General features: G+C 54.7%; 25 protein-coding genes. 24 read left to right on the top strand and 1 reads right to left on the bottom strand.

Annotated elements, in window-relative coordinates:
- Nucleotides 1-36: 36 nt before the first annotated feature.
- Entirely contained in the window at nt 37-639 is a 603-nt protein-coding gene (locus BLP79_RS09420) for an OmpW/AlkL family protein (protein WP_090218410.1), read from the bottom strand.
- A 148-nt stretch (nt 640-787) separates the two neighbouring features.
- Here BLP79_RS09420 and BLP79_RS09415 point away from each other — a divergent pair, with 148 nt between their 5' ends.
- From BLP79_RS09415 to nuoK, 24 genes are all read left to right on the top strand, one after another.
- Nucleotides 788-2,341 (top strand): AMP-binding protein, encoded by a 1,554-nt coding sequence (locus BLP79_RS09415; protein WP_090218409.1) that lies wholly within the window; start codon nt 788-790, stop codon nt 2,339-2,341.
- 10 nt (nt 2,342-2,351) lie between these two features.
- The gene (locus BLP79_RS09410) at nt 2,352-3,956 is read left to right on the top strand and encodes a carboxyl transferase domain-containing protein (RefSeq protein WP_090218407.1); all 1,605 of its coding nucleotides are present in this window, start codon (nt 2,352-2,354) and stop codon (nt 3,954-3,956) included.
- A 70-nt stretch (nt 3,957-4,026) separates the two neighbouring features.
- Nucleotides 4,027-5,958, top strand: a complete 1,932-nt coding sequence (locus BLP79_RS09405) for an acetyl/propionyl/methylcrotonyl-CoA carboxylase subunit alpha (RefSeq protein ID WP_090218405.1) — start codon at nt 4,027-4,029, stop codon at nt 5,956-5,958.
- A 23-nt stretch (nt 5,959-5,981) separates the two neighbouring features.
- The gene (locus tag BLP79_RS09400) at nt 5,982-6,854 is read left to right on the top strand and encodes a hydroxymethylglutaryl-CoA lyase (RefSeq protein WP_090218404.1); all 873 of its coding nucleotides are present in this window, start codon (nt 5,982-5,984) and stop codon (nt 6,852-6,854) included.
- Nucleotides 6,847-7,629 carry a crotonase/enoyl-CoA hydratase family protein gene (locus BLP79_RS09395; protein WP_090218402.1) on the top strand — a complete coding sequence of 261 codons (783 nt, stop codon included), beginning with the start codon at nt 6,847-6,849 and terminating at the stop codon, nt 7,627-7,629. The genes BLP79_RS09400 and BLP79_RS09395 overlap by 8 nt, the downstream gene beginning before the upstream one ends.
- Nucleotides 7,630-7,866: 237 nt before the next feature.
- On the top strand, nt 7,867-8,232 hold the full coding sequence (locus BLP79_RS09390; RefSeq protein WP_090218400.1) for an NADH-quinone oxidoreductase subunit A: 366 nt from the start codon (nt 7,867-7,869) through the stop codon (nt 8,230-8,232).
- Nucleotides 8,223-8,756 carry a NuoB/complex I 20 kDa subunit family protein gene (locus tag BLP79_RS09385; RefSeq protein ID WP_090218399.1) on the top strand — a complete coding sequence of 178 codons (534 nt, stop codon included), beginning with the start codon at nt 8,223-8,225 and terminating at the stop codon, nt 8,754-8,756. The genes BLP79_RS09390 and BLP79_RS09385 overlap by 10 nt, the downstream gene beginning before the upstream one ends.
- 24 nt (nt 8,757-8,780) lie before the next feature.
- Entirely contained in the window at nt 8,781-9,389 is a 609-nt protein-coding gene (locus BLP79_RS09380; protein ID WP_090218397.1) for an NADH-quinone oxidoreductase subunit C, read from the top strand.
- Nucleotides 9,386-9,559 (top strand): hypothetical protein, encoded by a 174-nt coding sequence (locus tag BLP79_RS19685; protein WP_157843934.1) that lies wholly within the window; start codon nt 9,386-9,388, stop codon nt 9,557-9,559. Before BLP79_RS09380 ends, BLP79_RS19685 begins: the two co-directional genes overlap by 4 nt.
- On the top strand, nt 9,559-10,776 hold the full coding sequence (locus BLP79_RS09375) for an NADH-quinone oxidoreductase subunit D (protein WP_170830484.1): 1,218 nt from the start codon (nt 9,559-9,561) through the stop codon (nt 10,774-10,776). Before BLP79_RS19685 ends, BLP79_RS09375 begins: the two co-directional genes overlap by 1 nt.
- Nucleotides 10,773-11,063 carry a hypothetical protein gene (locus tag BLP79_RS09370; RefSeq protein WP_090218394.1) on the top strand — a complete coding sequence of 97 codons (291 nt, stop codon included), beginning with the start codon at nt 10,773-10,775 and terminating at the stop codon, nt 11,061-11,063. Before BLP79_RS09375 ends, BLP79_RS09370 begins: the two co-directional genes overlap by 4 nt.
- Nucleotides 11,064-12,176 carry an NADH-quinone oxidoreductase subunit NuoE gene (nuoE, locus tag BLP79_RS09365; RefSeq protein WP_090218392.1) on the top strand — a complete coding sequence of 371 codons (1,113 nt, stop codon included), beginning with the start codon at nt 11,064-11,066 and terminating at the stop codon, nt 12,174-12,176.
- A gap of 45 nt (nt 12,177-12,221) precedes the next feature.
- The gene (locus BLP79_RS09360) at nt 12,222-12,449 is read left to right on the top strand and encodes a DUF5337 domain-containing protein (protein ID WP_090218390.1); all 228 of its coding nucleotides are present in this window, start codon (nt 12,222-12,224) and stop codon (nt 12,447-12,449) included.
- Nucleotides 12,450-12,455: 6 nt separating this feature from the next.
- Nucleotides 12,456-13,754 (top strand): NADH-quinone oxidoreductase subunit NuoF, encoded by a 1,299-nt coding sequence (gene nuoF / locus BLP79_RS09355; RefSeq protein WP_090218389.1) that lies wholly within the window; start codon nt 12,456-12,458, stop codon nt 13,752-13,754.
- An 11-nt stretch (nt 13,755-13,765) separates the two neighbouring features.
- Nucleotides 13,766-14,116: a hypothetical protein gene (locus BLP79_RS09350; protein ID WP_090218387.1), complete on the top strand. Its 351-nt coding sequence runs from the start codon at nt 13,766-13,768 to the stop codon at nt 14,114-14,116.
- 99 nt (nt 14,117-14,215) lie between these two features.
- Nucleotides 14,216-14,623, top strand: coding sequence for a DUF5333 domain-containing protein (locus tag BLP79_RS09345; protein WP_090218386.1), 408 nt, complete (start codon nt 14,216-14,218; stop codon nt 14,621-14,623).
- A gap of 3 nt (nt 14,624-14,626) precedes the next feature.
- On the top strand, nt 14,627-16,648 hold the full coding sequence (gene nuoG, locus BLP79_RS09340) for an NADH-quinone oxidoreductase subunit NuoG (RefSeq protein ID WP_090218385.1): 2,022 nt from the start codon (nt 14,627-14,629) through the stop codon (nt 16,646-16,648).
- A 29-nt stretch (nt 16,649-16,677) separates the two neighbouring features.
- On the top strand, nt 16,678-17,043 hold the full coding sequence (locus tag BLP79_RS09335; RefSeq protein ID WP_090218759.1) for a hypothetical protein: 366 nt from the start codon (nt 16,678-16,680) through the stop codon (nt 17,041-17,043).
- Nucleotides 17,044-17,049: 6 nt separating this feature from the next.
- The gene (gene nuoH / locus BLP79_RS09330; RefSeq protein WP_090218383.1) at nt 17,050-18,087 is read left to right on the top strand and encodes an NADH-quinone oxidoreductase subunit NuoH; all 1,038 of its coding nucleotides are present in this window, start codon (nt 17,050-17,052) and stop codon (nt 18,085-18,087) included.
- 2 nt (nt 18,088-18,089) lie between these two features.
- Nucleotides 18,090-18,584: an NADH-quinone oxidoreductase subunit NuoI gene (gene nuoI, locus BLP79_RS09325; protein ID WP_090218382.1), complete on the top strand. Its 495-nt coding sequence runs from the start codon at nt 18,090-18,092 to the stop codon at nt 18,582-18,584.
- Nucleotides 18,581-18,988: a carboxymuconolactone decarboxylase family protein gene (locus BLP79_RS09320; protein ID WP_090218381.1), complete on the top strand. Its 408-nt coding sequence runs from the start codon at nt 18,581-18,583 to the stop codon at nt 18,986-18,988. Before nuoI ends, BLP79_RS09320 begins: the two co-directional genes overlap by 4 nt.
- Nucleotides 18,985-19,587 (top strand): NADH-quinone oxidoreductase subunit J, encoded by a 603-nt coding sequence (locus BLP79_RS09315; RefSeq protein ID WP_090218380.1) that lies wholly within the window; start codon nt 18,985-18,987, stop codon nt 19,585-19,587. Before BLP79_RS09320 ends, BLP79_RS09315 begins: the two co-directional genes overlap by 4 nt.
- A complete protein-coding gene (locus BLP79_RS09310) occupies nt 19,584-20,084 on the top strand; it encodes a hypothetical protein (protein ID WP_090218378.1) in 501 nt (166 codons plus the stop codon). Before BLP79_RS09315 ends, BLP79_RS09310 begins: the two co-directional genes overlap by 4 nt.
- Nucleotides 20,085-20,142: 58 nt before the next feature.
- Complete coding sequence (nuoK, locus tag BLP79_RS09305; protein WP_005624625.1) at nt 20,143-20,448, top strand: NADH-quinone oxidoreductase subunit NuoK; 306 nt, start codon at nt 20,143-20,145, stop codon at nt 20,446-20,448.
- Nucleotide 20,449 lies beyond the last annotated feature (1 nt).

The following is a 20,449-nucleotide window of genomic DNA, read 5'->3' as shown; positions in this document are numbered from 1 at the left end:
CACGCTCTGCTGTATGGAGCGTGAGGGGGGAAGGGATCAGAACCGATGGACATAAGACAGGCCGACAATGACCGGATCAATCTCGGCAGTGCCGATATCGGCGCCATCCAATGTGGCGTCGGCATCGATATCGATCCAGCGCACATTAAAACGCAGCGCATCTGCGGAGCTGATCTGGTAATCTGCGCCAATCTGAAGCGCCAGGCCGATACTGTCGTCAAGCTTCAACTTTCCCAAGGCGGTGCTCTCCTCAAAGAATGTGGTGTAGTTGAGGCCTGCGCCAATAAAGGGTTTGATTTTACCCTCTGTCGGGAAATGGTAATTCAACGACAGTGTGGGCGGCAATTGGCGTGCGTTGGCGTCACCGACCCCGGCCAGTGTGACGTTATGGGCAAACGGGGTAGAAGCAAGCAATTCGACACCCCAGTTGTCGCGAATAAAATACTCGACAGTAAAGATCGGCCGGGTGCTGTCGTCGATGGTTGCACCAACGCCAGCGATCGGACCATTGCTGGACTTGGGGTTGATATTTGCAAAACCCAGCCCCACGGTCCAATCCCCCTGGGACTGTCCGACCGCGGGTCCGGCCACAACAGCCAGCGCAGTTGTCAAAAGCAGAGCGGATGCGAGGGGTTTCATTTTCTGATTCCTTTGTCGTGTTTCTGTGAAACCTTGCTATCTGATGCTGTGAGTCGGCGATCTGATTTGGATCAAGAAAATCCGGATTTAGTATCTGAAAATAAAAGAAAAACGCTGCATATCGGGTATGCACTTGGAGCATATATGCATGACTGATGTATCAAACATTCCGGGACTTTTGCCTGAGGGTTCATGGGATCTCCCCGCGCAGCTTAATATGGCTGCGCAGGCGTTGGACCATCCGGCGCAGAAGGTGGCGCTGATTGATGCGACAGGGGCCAAAGAACCGGTTCTTTGGCGATTTTCAGACCTTCATGACCGTGTGGATACGCTTGCCCGCTATCTGATGCAGCGCGTCCGTCGGGGGGAGCGTGTTGGGGTGTTGTTGGGGCAATCCGTAGACTGTGCCGCGGCTCATCTGGCGATCTGGAAGATTGGCGCAATCAGTGTCCCCTTGTTCAAACTGTTCAAGCAGACTGCCTTGACATCGCGCATTCAGGATGCGGGCCTGGAATTGGTTTTGACTGACCCTGACGGGGCTGTTTTGATTGGAGATCTGGCGGAGCCGGTTTTGACCTCTGCCTTGCAGGACAAAGGCCCGCGGCTTCCTTTTGTGGAGACCACACCTGAGACCCCAGCGGTTTTGATTTACACCTCTGGCACAACAGGAGCACCAAAAGGTGCCCTGCATGGGCATCGGTGTCTGACGGGCCATCTGCCGGGTGTGTTCTTGAGCCACGATCATCTGGGGCAGGCGGATGACTGTATATGGACTCCTGCGGACTGGGCCTGGATTGGTGGGCTTTTTGATGTGGTCATGCCGGGACTGGCGCTTGGCGTTCCGGTGGTGGCCAGCCGGTTTGATAAATTCACCCCAGATGCCTGTGTTACACTGGTGGCAAAAACAGGCATCCGAAACGTGTTTTTCCCGCCGACAGCCCTGCGCATGTTAAAAGCCGCTGACGCTGAGACAGGGCAGGGGCTTCGGGCCTTGCGCTCGGTTGCGTCTGGGGGAGAGCCCCTGGGCGCAGAAATGCTCGCTTGGGGCAGGCAGGCGTTTGGCGTCACAATCAACGAATTCTATGGCCAAACCGAATGTAATATGGTGGCCACCTCCTGCAATGCTGCTTTTACCTCCCGTCCGGGCTGTATCGGTAAGGCGACGCCGGGATATGATCTGGCAGTATTGGACCGGGACGGGCGGCCCTGTGATGGAGAGGGAGATGTCGCAGTGCGGCGCGGATCGGCCGCAATGATGCTGAGCTATTGGAACAGACCCGATGAAACCGCTGCAAAGTTTGATGGTGACTGGATGATCACCGGGGATCGCGGTTGTTGGGAGGGGGAATTTTTGCGTTTCGTCGGGCGCGAGGATGATGTCATCACATCAGCGGGATACCGGATTGGCCCAGCTGAGATTGAAGACTGCCTTATGACACATCCGGCTGTCGCGACGGTTGGTGTGGTTGGGAAACCGGACCCTTTGCGAACAGAGATCGTCAAGGCGTTCGTCGTGTGCAAGCCGGGTTTTGCGCCTGTGCAGGAAGAATTGCAGATCTGGGTCAAAGAGCGTCTGGCCTCTTATTCCTATCCGCGCGAAGTTGAGTTCGTCGACAGTTTGCCCATGACCGTCACCGGAAAGGTGATCCGCAAAGATTTAAAAGCCCGCGCTGCGAGCGAGTCGCGCGGTGAGAAAAGCTGAGGGAAAACGCATGAAGTTAATGTCCAAGGCCCTGCCGTCCTCACAGGCATTTCAAGACAACCAAGCGGCCCACCTTGAGGCTTTGGCGATTGTCGCTGAAGCTGCCAATGTTGCGCGTGTGGGGGGCGGAGAACGGGCACGAGCGCGCCATGAAGCGCGGGGAAAAATGTTGCCGCGCGAGCGTGTTGCTAATCTGCTTGATCCGGGATCGCCTTTTCTTGAGGTGGGGGCGACAGCGGCACAGGGTCTTTATGACAATGCTGCGCCCTGTGCGGGCGTTATTGCCGGGATTGGGCGGGTATCAGGCCAAGAGGTCATGGTGGTCTGCAATGATGCGACGGTAAAAGGCGGGACATATTACCCGATGACCGTCAAAAAGCATTTGCGCGCACAGGAGATTGCAGAAGAAAATCATTTGCCCTGTATTTATCTGGTGGATTCAGGCGGGGCAAACCTGCCCAATCAGGACGAGGTCTTTCCCGACAAAGATCATTTTGGCCGGATCTTTTACAATCAGGCGCGTATGTCGGCAAAGGGCATAGCGCAAATCGCTGTGGTGATGGGATCTTGTACGGCGGGGGGCGCCTATGTTCCGGCCATGTCTGATGTGACGATTATTGTAAAACAGCAAGGCACCATTTTCCTTGCAGGGCCACCGCTGGTGAAGGCCGCAACCGGAGAGGTTGTGAGCGCCGAAGATCTGGGCGGTGGAGATGTTCACACCCGTCTGTCAGGTGTTGCGGATTATCTGGCGGAAGACGATGGGCATGCTTTGGCGCTGGCCCGGCGTGCCGTATCCCATCTGAACCGCCAAAAGCCCGCGACTGTGCGCTGGGAAACACCGGAAGAGCCAGCTTATGATCCCGCCGAACTGTTGGGGGTTGTGCCAGCAGATCTTCGCACGCCTTATGACATTCGCGAAGTGATTATGCGCCTTGTGGACGGGTCGCGGTTCGATGAGTTTAAGCCGCGCTTTGGGGAGACGCTTGTCACAGGATTTGCCCATCTCAAAGGCTGCCCCATCGGAATTATAGCCAACAATGGTGTTCTGTTTTCTGAGGCGGCACAGAAGGGGGCTCATTTTGTTGAACTGTGCAGTCAGCGGAAAATCCCACTTGTGTTTTTGCAGAATATCACGGGCTTTATGGTTGGGCGAAAATATGAAAGCGAAGGGATCGCACGCCATGGAGCCAAATTGGTGACGGCGGTGGCGACCACCAATGTTCCCAAAATCACCATGCTGGTGGGGGGCTCTTTTGGTGCGGGGAACTATGGTATGGCGGGGCGCGCTTATAGTCCGCGGTTCCTGTGGACATGGCCCAATTCACGTATTTCGGTGATGGGCGGGGCGCAGGCGGCCGGTGTTCTGGCCACGGTAAAACGTGACAGTATCGAGCGCGGGGGCGGGACGTGGAGCCCAGAGGACGAAGCGGCTTTCAAACAACCCACGATCGATATGTTTGAGGAACAGTCCCATCCGCTTTATGCCTCTGCCCGGCTTTGGGATGATGGGATCATTGATCCTCGTAAAAGCCGGGATGTCCTGGCGCTGTCGTTGTCTGCCGCGTTAAACGCACCCATTGCAGAGACGCAGTTTGGTGTTTTCCGGATGTAATCCTGCGCGTGGTGCGCCGGGTCTGCGTGCTGCTGTATAAGGTGTTCCAGTATTCTGAAGGTCAGACGATATGTTTGAAAAAATTCTCATCGCCAACCGAGGTGAAATTGCCTGTCGGATCATCGAAACGGCGCGCCGTTTGGGCGTGTCAACCGTTGCTGTTTATTCTGATGTGGATGCAGGCGCGAAACATGTGGCACTGGCTGATGAAGCCTGTCACATCGGGGGCGCGGCTCCGGCTGACAGCTATCTGCGGGGCGACCGTATCATTGGGGCCGCGCGGGCAACCGGTGCTCAGGCCATCCACCCGGGTTATGGGTTTTTGTCAGAAAATCCTGAGTTTGTGGAAGCGGTTGTTGCGGCTGGGTTGGCCTTTATTGGTCCATCGGCGGATGCCATTCGCAAGATGGGGTTAAAGGATGCGGCCAAAGCCCTGATGCAGGAGGCTGGCGTGCCTGTGGTGCCGGGGTATCAGGGCGCGCTTCAGGAACCGGCCCATTTGGCACAGCAGGCGGATGCGATTGGGTATCCTGTGCTGATCAAAGCTGTCGCAGGGGGTGGCGGAAAAGGTATGCGCCGGGTTGAGCGGCCACAGGATTTTGCGGCAGCATTGTCGAGTGCCCAAAACGAAGCAAAAACCGCCTTTGGCAATGATGTGGTGTTGATTGAGAAATTCGTTCAACACCCGCGCCATATTGAGGTTCAGGTGTTTGGTGACGGAACGCGCGCTGTGCATCTATTTGAACGCGACTGTTCGTTGCAGCGACGCCATCAGAAAGTGATCGAAGAGGCCCCTGCCCCGGGCATGAGCGAGGAGATGCGCGCGGCCATGGGAACAGCCGCCGTGTGCGCGGCTGAGGCGATCAACTATAGCGGTGCGGGCACTGTGGAATTCATTGTTGATGGGTCTGAAGGCCTGTCACAGGATCGATTTTGGTTTATGGAGATGAACACCCGGCTGCAGGTTGAACATCCCGTAACAGAGCTGATCACGGGCATTGATCTGGTCGAGTGGCAATTGCGCGTGGCCGCAGGGGAGCCTTTGCCGCAGTCACAGGACGATCTGCTGATGTCTGGCCATGCCTTTGAGGCGCGCCTTTATGCCGAAGATGTGCCCAAAGGATTTCTACCCGCGACGGGGCAACTGTCGCATCTGCGCTTTCCGGATGGGTGCCGTGCAGATAGTGGCGTTCGCACCGGGGATGAGATCAGCCCTTGGTATGATCCGATGATCGCGAAGCTTATTGTGCATGGCGAAACCCGGCAGGCGGCGTTGCAAAAGCTGTCCCAAGCCCTGCAAAGGGTTGAGGTTGCAGGAACGACAACCAACCTGTCTTTTCTTGGGGCGCTGGCGCGGCATTCTGGGTTTGCAGCTGGAGAGGTGGACACCGATCTGATTGCACGGGATTTGAACAGTCTGGTGATAACACACAGGCCGACGGCAGTGCATAAGGTTGCAGCCGCAATGACTGCTTTAGATCTTTTTGAGCTGTCACAAGACGCAGGGTTTAATTTGTGGGGGCCTTTGCGCCAAAGTGTCACTCTGGTCTGGCAGGGGCAGCCATTTTTGGCTGAGGTACGGGTTTTGTCCCAGACAGAACAGCTTTGGCAGGTTGAGGCCCAAGAGCTGTCAGTTCATTTTAAAAATCAGCGTTGGGAATGCGCAGGGCAGGCGCTGCCGGTGACGCATAAAGCTGACGATAAGATTACTGTGTTTGCAGAGTATGGCTATGTGTTTGACTTACCCGATCCTTTGGCGCGTGATGTTGAAAACGCGGCTGACACTGCGGTGATCCAGGCGCCCATGCCAGGACTGGTACGGGGCCTGTTCGTGGAGGTTGGCGATACCGTTGCTGAGGGAGACCGGCTTGCGGTTCTGGAAGCCATGAAGATGGAACATGCACTGCTTTCGGCGCGGGATGGAACCGTGGCCGAGGTGCTGGTGAGTGAAGGGGAGCAGGTCGAAGCGGGCGCGGCACTTGTTCGTCTGGAGGACGACTGAACATTCATTTGGGAGGGGATATAATGCAAGGTCACGTGGAAATTTTTGAAGTTGGCCCCAGAGACGGGTTGCAGAACGAACCAGAGCCAATTTCGAGCCGGGACAAGATTGCGCTTGTGGACAGTTTAAGCAAAGCTGGCTTTGCGCGTATTGAAGTTGCAAGCTTTGTATCGCCTAAATGGGTGCCGCAGATGGCCGACGGGGCAGAGGTGCTGGCGGGGATTGCGCGCCCGGATGGGGTGCGCTTTGCGGCACTTGTCCCCAATATGCAAGGATACACAGGAGCTTGCGCGGCGCAGGTTGATGAAATTGCTGTTTTTGCCTCGGCCTCTGAAGGGTTTTCGCGCGCCAATGTAAATACAAGCATCGAAGAGACGCTCGTAAGGTTTCGGCCCATTCTTGAGCAGGCCCGCGGGATTGATCTACCTGTGCGGGGCTATGTGTCTTGCGTCACAGATTGCCCGTTTGACGGAGCAATGCCTCCTGAACAGGTGGCGCGTGTTGCGGATCAGCTCTTTGCCATGGGCTGCTATGAGATTTCTCTGGGGGATACGCTTGGCAAAGCGACGCCCGACAGTGTGAGTCGGATGCTGCTTGCGGTGCAAGACCATGTGCCTGTGACACGGCTGGCCGGACACTTTCATGACACGGCGGGCCGGGCATTGAACAATATTGATGCCGCGTTGTCTTTGGGCGTTCGGGTGTTTGATGCCTCCATTGGCGGGCTGGGGGGATGCCCCTATGCGCCGGGGGCGACTGGAAATATCGCAACCGAGAGGGTGGATGCCCATCTTAAACGGCTTGGCTTTGAAACAGGTTTAGACGCTGACCTCCTGACGCAGGCGGCAGCCTTAGCCAAAAGCCTCCGATCTGGAGCTCGTGACGATCATGTATAAAACGATCGCGCTGACGCAGGATGCGCGCGGCGTCGTCACGCTGTCTTTGGCACGTCCTGAAAAACACAATGCTTTGTCGCGGCAAATGCTGCTTGAATTGACCGATGCAGCGCAGGCGCTGGCAGTGGATCCAACGGTGCGCGTTATTGTGTTGCGCGGGCAGGGTGCAACCTTTTGTGCGGGCGGGGACCTTGCCTGGATGCAGGCGCAGATGCAGGCCGATTCTGAAACCCGCGCTGCGGAAGCGCGCATTCTTGCCATGACGCTATATCACCTTAATACCCTTCCCAAACCTCTGATCGGGGCCTTGCAGGGAAATGCTTTTGGCGGCGGCGTTGGCCTTGCCTCGGTGTGTGATGTGGCGATTGGACTGGATCATCTGAAAATGGGGCTTACGGAAACCCGGCTGGGATTGATCCCCGCAACAATCGGCCCATACGTTTTGGCGCGGATGGGGGAGGCAAAGGCGCGTCGTGTGTTCATGTCTGGGCGCATATTCTCAGCCGTTGAAGCAGTGCAGCTGGGGCTGCTTGCCCGCGCCGTCCCAGCTGAGTCGTTTGACGCTGAAATCGAATCTGAAGTGACGCCATATCTTGCTTGTGCACCGTCTGCGGTGGCTGCCGCTAAGAAGCTGACTCGCGATTTGGGACCCAAAATTGACGAAACCGTTATCGATCACACAATTTCGGCATTGGTTGCCTGCTGGGAAGGCAACGAAGCCCAAGAAGGCATCACTGCTTTTTTTGAAAAGCGCGCACCGGCCTGGAAGCGATAAATTTTCAATAAATCCCAGCTTTATATAGGGTTTTTCGCGAAATATGGGGGAATTTGTTATGCTCTTGAAAACCAACATGACTCTAATGGTGATGTAGCTAAGCCGCGTCTTGCAAGGAAGGTGGTGCCAATGGCACGGCCTTGGTTGACGGCCCTAAAAGGTGGGGGTAGACACGGCTCAAGTCAACACGCCAATTGACGGCGCGCGAAAGTTTGCGCGCTCGGAAAGGAGCCACTCGTGGAAGAGATGTTGCGGGAATACCTCCCGATCTTGGTGTTTCTGGCCATTGCGGTCGGTTTGGGGATTGTCCTTATTTTGTCAGCGGTTGTTCTGGCCGTGCGCAATCCGGATCCGGAAAAGGTCAGTGCCTATGAATGCGGTTTCAACGCCTTTGATGATGCGCGTATGAAATTTGATGTTCGATTTTATCTGGTCTCGATCCTGTTCATTATTTTTGATCTGGAAATCGCCTTTTTGTTCCCTTGGGCCGTCGGCTTTAAGGACATGAGCGATGCTGGTTTCTGGTCAATGATGGTCTTCTTGGGCGTCCTGACCGCAGGCTTTGCCTATGAGTGGAAGAAAGGGGCGTTGGAATGGGAGTGATGACCACAGCCAACACCGCCGGTGTCGACAAAGAAGTTGTGACTCAGGCCATTAATGCAGAACTGCAGGACAAAGGATTTCTGCTGACCTCTGCGGAAGATATCATCAACTGGGCACGTACCGGTTCGCTGCACTGGATGACCTTTGGTTTGGCCTGCTGCGCGGTTGAAATGATGCACACCTCTATGCCGCGCTACGATGCGGAGCGCTTTGGTATCGCGCCGCGTGCGTCCCCACGTCAGTCTGATGTGATGATTGTTGCGGGTACGTTGACCAATAAAATGGCCCCAGCGCTGCGCAAGGTTTATGACCAGATGCCAGAACCACGCTATGTGATCTCGATGGGGTCTTGTGCGAATGGTGGTGGGTATTATCACTATTCTTATTCAGTGGTCCGTGGCTGTGATCGGGTTGTGCCTGTGGACATCTACGTACCCGGCTGCCCTCCCACCGCTGAAGCTTTGCTTTACGGTTTGATGCAGTTGCAACGTAAGATCCGCCGTACCGGCACCTTGGTGCGCTGATTGGCTTTGGTTGGAGAGATTTAGATGACTGAAGCCCTGAAAGAACTCGGCGCTCTGATTGAGGCAAAACGCCCAGACTGTGTGATCGCCTGGGATATCACCTTTGGTGAGTTGAACATTGACGTGAAGCCGTCAAACATCGTTGACTTGGTCGAATTTCTGACCACCGATGCTGCGTGCAAATTCTCATCCTTGGTTGATATCACCGCTGTGGACTACCCAGAACGCGCAAAGCGGTTTGATGTGGTTTACCACTTCCTGTCGATGTATCAAAACCAGCGTATTCGCCTGCGTGCAGCCCTGCGCGAAGATGAGATGATCCCATCTTTGGTTGATGTACACCCTTCGGCCAACTGGTTTGAACGCGAAGTGTTCGACATGTTCGGCATCCTGTTCACTGGCCACCCGGATCTGCGTCGTCTGCTGACGGACTATGGCTTCCGTGGTTATCCGCTGCGCAAGGATTTTCCAACCACCGGCTACACCGAAGTGCGCTATGACGAAGCCCAGAAGCGCGTGGTCTATGAACCCGTGAAGCTGGTGCAGGAGTACCGCCAGTTTGATTTCATGAGCCCATGGGAAGGGGCGGAATACATCCTTCCGGGTGATGAGAAGCAGGAGGAGGCGAAATGATGTGGTATTCTGCTTTTTCAGAAATTGGCTCTCTGTTGACCGGTGTGGCGGCTATGACTGCTGTTGCAGTTCCCTTTTTAAAAAAAACTTACCCTTCATATTTGATTATGAATCGCAGCCGTTTGGTCGCGAAAATCATGTTTAAATATGATCAGGAGGCTCTCGTATGATGGACGGCTCCAAGTTTGACGACGCCCAAACCGGCGAACAGAAAATCCGTAACTTTAACATCAACTTCGGCCCGCAGCACCCTGCGGCGCACGGGGTGCTGCGTCTGGTATTGGAACTGGATGGCGAAATCGTAGAACGCTGCGATCCCCATATCGGCCTGTTGCACCGTGGCACCGAAAAGCTGATGGAAAGCCGCACCTATCTGCAGAACCTGCCTTATTTCGACCGCCTCGATTACGTGGCACCGATGAATCAGGAACACGCATGGTGTCTGGCGATTGAAAAGCTGACCGGCGTTGAAGTGCCGCGCCGTGCCCAGCTGATCCGCGTTCTGTATTCAGAAATCGGCCGTATCCTGAACCACCTTCTGAACGTCACCACGCAGGCTATGGACGTTGGCGCGCTGACTCCGCCGCTGTGGGGTTTTGAAGAGCGTGAAAAGCTCATGATCTTTTATGAGCGTGCCTGTGGTGCCCGTCTTCACGCGGCGTACTTCCGTCCCGGTGGTGTGCATCAGGATTTGCCAGATGAGCTGCTGAACGATATCGAAACTTGGGCCGGTGAATTCCCCAATGTTCTGGATGATATCGATGGGCTTTTGACCGAAAACCGCATCTTTAAACAGCGTAACTGTGATATTGGCGTCGTCACCGAGGACGATATCCTAAAATACGGTTTCTCTGGCGTGATGGTGCGTGGCTCTGGCCTTGCATGGGATCTGCGCCGTGCGCAGCCTTATGAATGCTATGATGAATTCGACTTCCAGGTGCCCGTGGGTAAGAATGGCGATTGTTATGATCGCTATCTCTGCCGCATGGAAGAGATGCGCCAATCCCTGTCCATCATGTTGCAAGCCATTGAAAAGCTGCGTGCCCCCGAAGGGCAAGGCGATATTCTGGCGCGCGGCAAACTGACCCCGCCAAAGCGTGGCGATATGAAACGCTCCATGGAAAGCTTGATCCACCACTTCAAACTCTACACCGAAGGCTTCCATGTGCCTGCGGGTGAGGTTTACGCTGCGGTAGAAGCGCCTAAAGGTGAATTTGGTGTCTATCTGGTTGCTGATGGGTCCAACAAACCTTATCGCGCAAAACTGCGTGCACCGGGCTTTTTGCACCTGCAGGCAATGGATTACGTGGCCAAAGGTCACCAGCTTGCGGATGTTGCTGCAATCATTGGTACCATGGACGTTGTGTTTGGGGAGATCGATCGATGAGATTGATGATCCTCGCCACTACTGCCGCGATGCTGCATTTTTCTGCAGCAACGGCACATGAAGCAACATCTAGCGATGTGCCTAATATTGATGAGTTGGTAAGTGACTCTGTTGGTTATTTCGGTGTTCGCCCAAATGTGGTGATCATCGAAGGTGAATATCGCGGAACGCATATTTGTCAATTTGATGTCACAGACGCGGATTTCGCGGCTTTCGCAGTGCGCGGTGAACTTGATACTGCTGAAAACCGTGTTGTCTGTATGCCGATCCAGGAGCTGTTGAACTAAATGCTACGCCGTCTGCATTCCGAACAACCCGATAGTTTTGCCTTTACTGACCTCAATCAGAAATGGGCTGAAGCACAAATCACCAAATACCCCGAAGGCCGTCAGGCCTCGGCTGTGATCCCACTGTTGTGGCGTGCACAGGAACAAGAGGGCTGGGTGTCTAAGCCTGCGATTGAATACATCGCGGACATGCTGGGCATGGCCTATATCCGCGTGCTTGAAGTTGCCTCGTTCTATTTCATGTTCCAGCTGCAACCCACGGGTTCAGTTGCGCATGTTCAGATCTGCGGTACCACGTCCTGCATGATTTGCGGTGCAGAAGATCTGATCGCAATCTGCCGTGAGAAAATCGCAGATAAGCCTTTCACCCTGTCAACCGATGGCAAGTTCACTTGGGAAGAGGTGGAATGTCTGGGCGCCTGCACCAACGCACCCATGGCGCAGATCGGCAAGGATTATTACGAAGACCTCACCGCTGAGGGCTTTTCTAAAATGCTTGATGACCTTGCTGCTGGCAAGGAGGTGGTGCCAGGTCCGCAAAACGGGCGCTATGCGGCCGAGCCGAAGTCTGGCCTGACGTCTTTGACAGAATACGAGGCAGGCAAACCCCAATACAATGCTTCAGCGGCACTTGCGACAGATATCAAGGATGGTGTGAAGCGTATTCAGGGCGATGAAGTACCAATCCTGACCCCATGGGTTAAGGATGGTGTTGTGGCGGGCCGTGCTGCAGCGGCCCCGACGCCAAAAGCACCCGAGGCGCCTAAACCTGCTGTGAAACAAGCCGAAGAGGCGAAAAAAGCAGCGGCTGCGGATGTGGCGGAAAAAGAGCCAGAGGTTCTGAAAGCCGCTCGTGATGGTAAGCCTGATGATCTGAAGCTGTTGAAAGGTGTCGGCCCCAAGTTGGAAGAGACCCTGAATGAATTGGGCTTCTTCCATTTTGATCAGGTCGCTGCATGGACTGAAGCAGAAGTGGCTTGGGTGGACAGCCGTTTGAAATTCAAAGGCCGTATTGAGCGTGATGGTTGGATTGAACAGGCCAAGAAATTGGCCGCCGGTGAAGAAACCGAGTTCGCTAAACGCGCAAAAGATGACGGTATTTACGACGAATAAACCTGTTTCGCCCCAAAACGGGGCGACAAGGATTGATAGGACCAGATGAGCTCAGAACGAGATCAGGCTATCGCAAAAAAGGGGCAGCATATCGCGGTTGTGATTGCTGTCACCATTTCGGTTTGGCTTGTTCTTACGCTATTTGTTGGCCCCATGGTGGGGCTGCCGGGGCGCTACGCTTTGCTGTTTGATTTCGCGGCTTTGGCCGGAATGATCTATGCGCTGGTCAACATTTTTCAACTCTGGCGCATGCGTCAGGACAACCAAAGGTAGGCAGGCATGTTGAAGGACCAGGATCGGATCTTTACCAACCTCTACGGGATGCATGATCGCACGTTGAAAGGCGCGCAGGCGCGCGGGCATTGGGACGGCACAGCCGGTCTGGTGCAAAAGGGGCGCGACTGGATCATTCAAACCATGAAAGACTCTGGTCTGCGTGGGCGCGGTGGCGCGGGTTTCCCCACCGGGTTGAAGTGGTCATTCATGCCCAAGGAAAGCGACGGTCGCCCAGCCTATCTGGTGATTAACGCGGATGAATCCGAGCCGGGTACCTGCAAAGACCGCGAAATCATGCGTCATGATCCGCACACGCTGATCGAAGGTGCGCTGATTGCCTCTTTTGCGATGAATGCGCACACCTGCTACATCTACCTGCGCGGTGAGTATATTCGCGAACGCGAAGCGCTGCAGGCTGCAATCGACGAAGCCTATGACAGTGGCCTTCTGGGCAAAAATGCTGCTGGTTCCGGTTGGGACTTTGATGTCTTCCTACACCATGGCGCAGGCGCCTATATCTGTGGCGAAGAAACCGCCTTGATCGAAAGTCTTGAAGGCAAAAAGGGCATGCCGCGCATGAAGCCGCCATTCCCGGCAGGCGCGGGCCTTTATGGGTGCCCAACCACTGTGAACAATGTGGAATCCATCGCCGTTGTCCCCACCATCCTGCGCCGCGGCGCAGATTGGTTTGCAGGCTTCGGTCGCCCCAATAACGCAGGCACCAAACTGTTTGCGATCTCTGGCCACGTGAATAACCCCTGTGTGGTAGAAGAGGCGATGTCGATCTCTTTCGAAGAGCTGATCGAAAAGCATTGCGGCGGTATTCGCGGCGGCTGGGACAATCTGCTTGCGGTTATTCCCGGTGGTTCATCGGTGCCCTGTGTGCGCGGTGAAAACATGCGCGACGCGATCATGGATTTTGACTATCTGCGCAACGATCTAGGGTCTGGCCTTGGCACCGCGGCTGTTATTGTCATGGACAAACAGACTGACATCATCAAAGCGATCTGGCGTCTGTCCAAGTTCTACAAACACGAAAGCTGCGGTCAGTGTACCCCATGCCGCGAAGGCACGGGCTGGATGATGCGCGTGATGGATCGTCTGGTGAAGGGCGAGGCAGAGCCGGAAGAGATCGATATGTTGTGGGATGTGACCAAACAGGTCGAAGGCCACACAATCTGTGCGCTTGGTGATGCGGCAGCTTGGCCAATTCAAGGTTTGATCCGCAACTTCCGCGAAGAGATCGAAGATCGCATTAAGGCGCAGAAATCGGGCCGTATGGGCGCGATGGCAGCAGAATAAGGCAAGGTTCAATGGCTTTGGCACGCACGACAGCTTTGATTGCAACACTGGCAGTAACTTTGGTTGCAGCCTGTGATAAGCTCAATGAAGGAAAGCGCACGCGTTATGACGGTGTGCCTTTTGCTGTCAAAACCAAAGCTTTGGACAAGAAACGCAATCGCGCGCTGTTTGAAGTGACCGTAAGAGATGCCAATCGCTCGCTCAAAGGCGCACGTTTGGCAGCCATTCACGAAGGCACGCGCTATTGTATCGAAAACTATGGGAATTCTGACATCAATTGGCAGGATGACCCACAAGAGGAAGAGGCGGCTTTGCGCCTCTCTGGCAGCAGTGCTTTGTTTCAGGGGACATGTGACTCTTGAGCAAAATCTGGCCATATCTCACCTCGCTTGAGGATGCGTTATTGCATAACACAGGTGTGCCGCATCTGTGTCAAAGCTCCAGATTAAAAGGAGTTTTGAATGTTACGTAACCTCTGCGCGGGCACTCTTGTTGCTACATTGGCCATGCCAGCTCTGGCGCAAGCCAAACCATCGCTGCGCGATGTTCCCAAAATCGAAAACCCTTTATTTGCAATCGCTATGGCAAAAGAGGTCGCGGATCACTGCGATACGATTGCGCCACGCCTGTTCAAAGGAATTGGGGAACTGCGCCGCCTTAAGGGTGAAGCAAATGCGCTTGGCTACAGCGATAAGGAAATCCGCGCCTATGTGGATTCTGACGCTGAAAAAGCCCGGATGCGGGCGAAGGGCGAAACGCTTTTGGCGCAAAACGGCGTCTCATATGAAAAACCAGAAACTTTCTGTGCGTATGGTCGTGCAGAGATTAAGAAAAACAGCGCGATCGGCGTGTTACTGAGGGCGAAATAGACCATGTCTGACCTCCGCAAGATCAACATTGACGGAACCGAGATTGAGGTGGATGGGGCAATGACCCTGATCCAGGCCTGTGAAGAGGCCGGTGTGGAAATCCCACGTTTCTGCTACCACGAGCGCCTGTCGATTGCGGGCAACTGCCGCATGTGCCTTGTCGAGGTCGTCGGCGGCCCACCCAAACCGGCAGCGTCCTGTGCGATGCAGGTGCGCGATTTGCGCCCCGGCCCCGAAGGGCAGGCACCGCAGGTGAAAACCAATTCACCGATGGTCAAAAAAGCTCGTGAAGGTGTGATGGAATTCATGCTGATCAATCACCCGCTGGATTGCCCGATTTGCGATCAGGGCGGCGAATGTGATCTGCAGGATCAGGCGATGGCCTACGGGGTTGATTTCAGCCGGTTCCGCGAATCCAAGCGGGCGGTGGATGATCTGAACCTTGGTCCATTGGTTTCAACCGCGATGACACGCTGCATCAGCTGCACCCGTTGTGTGCGCTTCACTTCAGAGGTCGCTGGCATCACACAGATGGGGCAAACCGGTCGTGGTGAAGATGCTGAAATCACCAGCTATCTGAACCAGACGCTGAATTCGAACCTGCAGGGCAACATCATTGATCTATGCCCTGTTGGTGCGCTAACATCGAAACCTTATGCGTTTAACGCGCGCCCTTGGGAGCTGACCAAGACCGAAACCATTGATGTAATGGATTCCCTTGGCGCAAACATTCGCGTGGATACCAAAGGTCGCGAAGTGATGCGCATCCTACCGCGCAACCATGACGGTGTGAACGAAGAGTGGATTTCCGACAAAACCCGTTTTGTCTGGGACGGTCTGCGCCGTCAGCGTCTGGACAAGCCTTATGTGCGCGTCGATGGGAAGCTAAAGCCTGCCACTTGGCCCGAAGCTTTGACCGCAGCGGCAAATGCCATCAATGGTGCCGAAAAACTGTCAGGTGTCATTGGTGATCTTGCCCCGGTTGAGGCCACATTTGCGCTGAAACAGTTGATTGAATCCAAAGGCGGTGTTGTTGAATGCCGCACAGATGGGGCGAAACTGCCAGCAGGCAATCGTGCGGCTTATGTGGGCACTGCTGCGATCGAAGACATCGATGATGCAAAACGTATTTTGCTGATTGGCACAAATCCACGTGTTGAATCGCCAGTTCTGAACGCCCGCCTGCGTAAAGCGTGGGTAAATGGTGCAGATATCGCGCTGGTTGGCCCCGAAGCAGATCTGACTTATGACGTGACCCATGTTGGCACCGATCGTGCAGCGTTGCAAAAAGTCGTTGATATGGGCGGCTCGGATGAGATCAAAGCCAAGCCGTCACTGGTGATTGTCGGGCAGGGCGCTCTGCGTGAGGCAGACGGCGCGGCCGTTCTGGCTGCGGCGCAAGCGATTGCTGCAAATACCGACAGTGGTTTGCTGATCCTGCACTCAGCCGCGTCACGCGTTGGTGCGCTGGATGTTGATGCAACCAACGAAGGTGGCATGGCAGCGGTTGATACGTCAGATGTGATCTATAACCTTGGCGCCGATGAGATCGAGATCGGCGAAGGCGCCTTTGTGATCTATCAGGGCAGCCATGGGGATCGTGGCGCGCATCGCGCCGATGTCATCCTTCCGGCCGCGGCTTATACCGAAGAAAATGGTCTTTTTGTCAACACCGAAGGGCGGCCTCAGCTTGCGATGCGGGCTGGATTTGCTCCGGGTGAGGCCAAAGAAAACTGGGCCATCCTGCGGGCGCTGAGCGCTGAGGTAGCAGCAAAGCTTGGCTACGACTCTCTGGCGCAGCTACGGGCCGAGCTGATTAAAGCTGTACCGCATCTGGCCAAAATCGATGAGGTCGTTGAAAATTCAGGCGATGCGCTGGAACAGGGTGTGCTTGGCACTGCAGACTTCCAGCCAACCGTGCGCGATTTCTACCTGACGAACCCGATCGCACGTGCGTCGCAGCTGATGGCGGAATTGTCTGCTCAGGCGAAAGCGCAGTCTGAACAGCAGATCGCTGCAGAGTGATCCGAGCTGCACACATATCCTTTGGCCTGATGGCGATCTTATCGCTATCAGCCTGCGCCGAAGCAGATGGCGCGTCTGAGGTGTTCAAGCCGAATTATCGCGGTGTTGAAACACGTCTTTTGCAGGGGGATCTGGTGCAATTCAATGTAAGCATGACAGGCGCGCGAACGCCTGCTGATGTTGACAATTATGCCGAATGCGCAGCCGCGCAATACGCGGTGATCCGAGACTTTGGATTTGCCCGTCACTTGCGCACAAATTTGAAACAAGAGGGTGGTGTTTGGCGTGCAGATGCTGTCTACACCATCTCGCCCTCTCTGCCGCGCGGATTGCGCACTATCGACGCCGAAGTCGTAGTTGCAAACTGCAAGGCTAACGGAATACCCACGGTGTGAGGACCTATGGCTGAATTCTTTAACACCCCAGGCGGCATCGCTGTCTTGATACTGGCGCAAGTGCTTGCAGTTGTTGCCTTTGTCATGGTTTCGCTGCTCTTTCTGGTTTATGGCGACCGCAAAATCTGGGCGGCTGTCCAGATGCGCCGTGGCCCCAATGTGGTGGGCGTTTATGGCCTGCTGCAAACTGTTGCTGACGCCCTGAAATATGTCGTCAAAGAGGTGGTCATTCCAGCCGGTGCAGACCGTGCTGTGTTTATCCTTGCCCCTTTGACGTCTTTCGTTCTGGCGATGATCGCCTGGGCTGTGATCCCGCTGAATGATGGCTGGGTTCTCTCTGACATCAACGTTGCAATTCTCTATGTTTTCGCAGTCTCCTCGTTGGAGGTTTACGGCGTGATCATGGGGGGGTGGGCTTCCAACTCGAAATACCCGTTCCTGGGCTCGCTTCGGTCTGCGGCGCAGATGATTTCTTATGAAGTCTCGATTGGCCTGATCATCGTTGGTGTGATTATCTCAACCGGGTCGATGAACTTTGGCGATATCGTGCGTGCACAAGATGGCAACCTTGGCCTGTTCAACTGGTACTGGCTGCCGCACTTCCCGATGGTGTTCCTGTTCTTCATCTCCTGTCTTGCGGAAACCAACCGCCCACCATTTGACCTTCCCGAAGCGGAATCCGAACTGGTGGCAGGGTATCAGGTGGAATATTCAGCGACGCCGTTCCTATTGTTCATGGCTGGTGAATATATCGCGATCTTCCTGATGTGCGCGCTGACATCCTTGCTGTTCTTTGGCGGTTGGCTCTCACCCATCCCATTCTTGCCGGATGGCGTATTGTGGATGATCGCCAAGATGGCTTTCTTCTTCTTCATCTTCGCGATGGTAAAGGCGATTACACCGCGTTACCGCTATGACCAATTGATGCGCCTGGGCTGGAAAGTTTTCCTTCCATTCTCACTGGCTTGGGTTGTGTTCGTCGCCTTTGCTGCAAAATTTGACTGGTTCTGGGGTGCCTTTGCACGCTGGACAACAGGGGGCTGATCATGACGCAGATCGATTATACCCGCGCCGCCAAATATTTTCTCCTGCAGGATATTTGGGCTGGTTTCAAACTGGGTTTGAAATACTTTTTTGCGCCTAAAGCGACGTTGAATTACCCGCATGAAAAAGGCCCGCTGTCGCCTCGGTTCCGGGGTGAACACGCGCTGCGCCGATACCCCAATGGGGAAGAGCGGTGCATCGCCTGTAAATTGTGCGAAGCGGTTTGCCCGGCGCAGGCGATCACCATCGATGCGGAACCTCGCGAAGATGGCTCGCGTCGTACCACGCGCTATGACATCGACATGACCAAGTGCATTTACTGTGGTTTCTGTCAGGAAGCTTGCCCTGTGGATGCCATCGTCGAAGGTCCGAATTTCGAATTTGCCACCGAAACCCGCGAGGAGCTGTTTTACGACAAAGACAAACTCCTTTCGAACGGTGAGCGTTGGGAAGCAGAGATTGCTCGCAATCTGGAACTGGACGCGCCTTACCGATGACTGATGCGCAAAACCCTTTTGAGGCCATGATGGCCCAAGCCCAGGAGATGGCCAAAGCGCTGAACCCAGGCCTGGAGAATTTCTCTCCAAAAGGGTTTGAGGCGCTTTGGCCGACCATGCCCAAAGAGGTGATGGAACTGATGTTTGGCAACGCCGTCAACAAAGACGGATTGGATGCCAAGACCCGCCTGCTGCTCACGCTGGCGGGTCTCACTTGCCAAGGGGCACAGGCCGATACGGCCGTGCGCCAGACCGTACGCCACGCCCTTGAGGCGGGTGCAAAGAAACAAGAGATCGTTGAAGCGATCGGTCAGATGTCGGTGTTTGCCGGCATTCCGGCCATGACCCGCGCGCTGGAGTTGGCGCAGGATGTCATGGGTGACAACAAGGACGATGAGACATGAGCGTATTTGCCTTTTACCTCTTCGCCATAAGCGCCATCACCGGCGGGCTGTTCACAGTGATCAGCCGTCAGCCGGTGCACTCGGTCTTGTGGTTGATCCTGGCCTTTTTATCCTCGGCTGGGTTGTTTGTACTGTTGGGGGCGGAATTCGTCGCCATGCTGCTGGTCATTGTCTACGTGGGGGCCGTCGCAGTATTGTTCCTCTTCGTTGTTATGATGCTGGATGTCGATTTTGCTGAGCTGAAAGCTGAAATGGCAAAATACATGCCGCTTGCCCTCCTGATCGGGCTCGTCATTCTTATGCAATTTGTGATGGCATTTGGGGTCTGGGAAACGGCGCATGGCGCCGCAGACCTTCTGGCCCAGCCAGTTTCAGACGACCGTCACAACACCGAGGCCTTGGGCCTTATCATTTATGATCAATATTTCCTTCTGTTCCAACTGGCAGGGCTTGTCCTGTTGGTTGCTATGATCGGCGCAATTGTGCTGACCCTGCGCCACCGCACTGATGTTAAGCGTCAGGATGTGGTTGCTCAGATGATGCGTGACCCGGCCAAGGCGATGGAATTGAAAGACATCAAACCGGGACAGGGTCTGTGAAACCAGCAGTTGCCTTAGGAGTTGTTGTTGCTGTGGGAGCGCTTCCTGTTCACGTGGTCGCGCATCAGTTTGCACCTCATATTTGTGGTGACAAGGCTGGTTCGCCTCTGTCGATGGAGCATGTCGATGAATTTTCTAAGGATCTGGTGATGTATCACACCGATCACGAGCAATTCATATTGCTCTCCTGTGAAAGCCGTAAGGCTGTTGTGATTTCGGAATACCGCGACGTTTCCAATCTTAGGTTACTCAAAGAAAAAGTAACTAAGATGCAATGTTCGGATGAAGCCATATCGCTCGAAGATGTAAGAGACAAATTTGCATTGGAAGGTATGGACGTGGCGATTGCTCGGCGGGGTATTGGTGGGAAGAATCCTTTTCGATGCATTTGCAACGAAGCGGAGATGGGAAGCCATCGGAAAACTTTGTGGGAAATCACAGAAAAACATGGCCTTGTGCCAACTTCAGAAACGGTTTCAGCACGAGTGGAATGTTAATGATGCTTGGAATTCGTGAAAATCACATGTGGCAGCCTGCCCAAAAAGGACCTGAAACATGATCGGACTTGAACATTATCTTACCGTCGCGGCGACGCTGTTCGTCATCGGCATCTTCGGGCTCTTCCTGAACCGCAAGAATGTGATCATCCTGTTGATGAGCATTGAACTGATGCTTCTCGCGGTGAACATCAATCTTGTGGCCTTCTCCAGCTTCCTTGGGGATTTGGTCGGGCAGGTCTTTACCCTGTTTGTTCTGACCGTCGCAGCTGCTGAAGCGGCGATTGGCTTGGCAATCTTGGTCTGCTTCTTCCGCAACCGCGGTACGATTGCGGTCGAAGACATTAACGTGATGAAGGGCTAAG

It is taken from the genome of Epibacterium ulvae (genome assembly GCF_900102795.1).
GTDB lineage: Bacteria > Pseudomonadota > Alphaproteobacteria > Rhodobacterales > Rhodobacteraceae > Epibacterium > Epibacterium ulvae.
The sequence above is the reverse complement of the archived record's forward strand: the minus strand, read 5'-3'. Positions and strand labels throughout refer to the sequence as shown.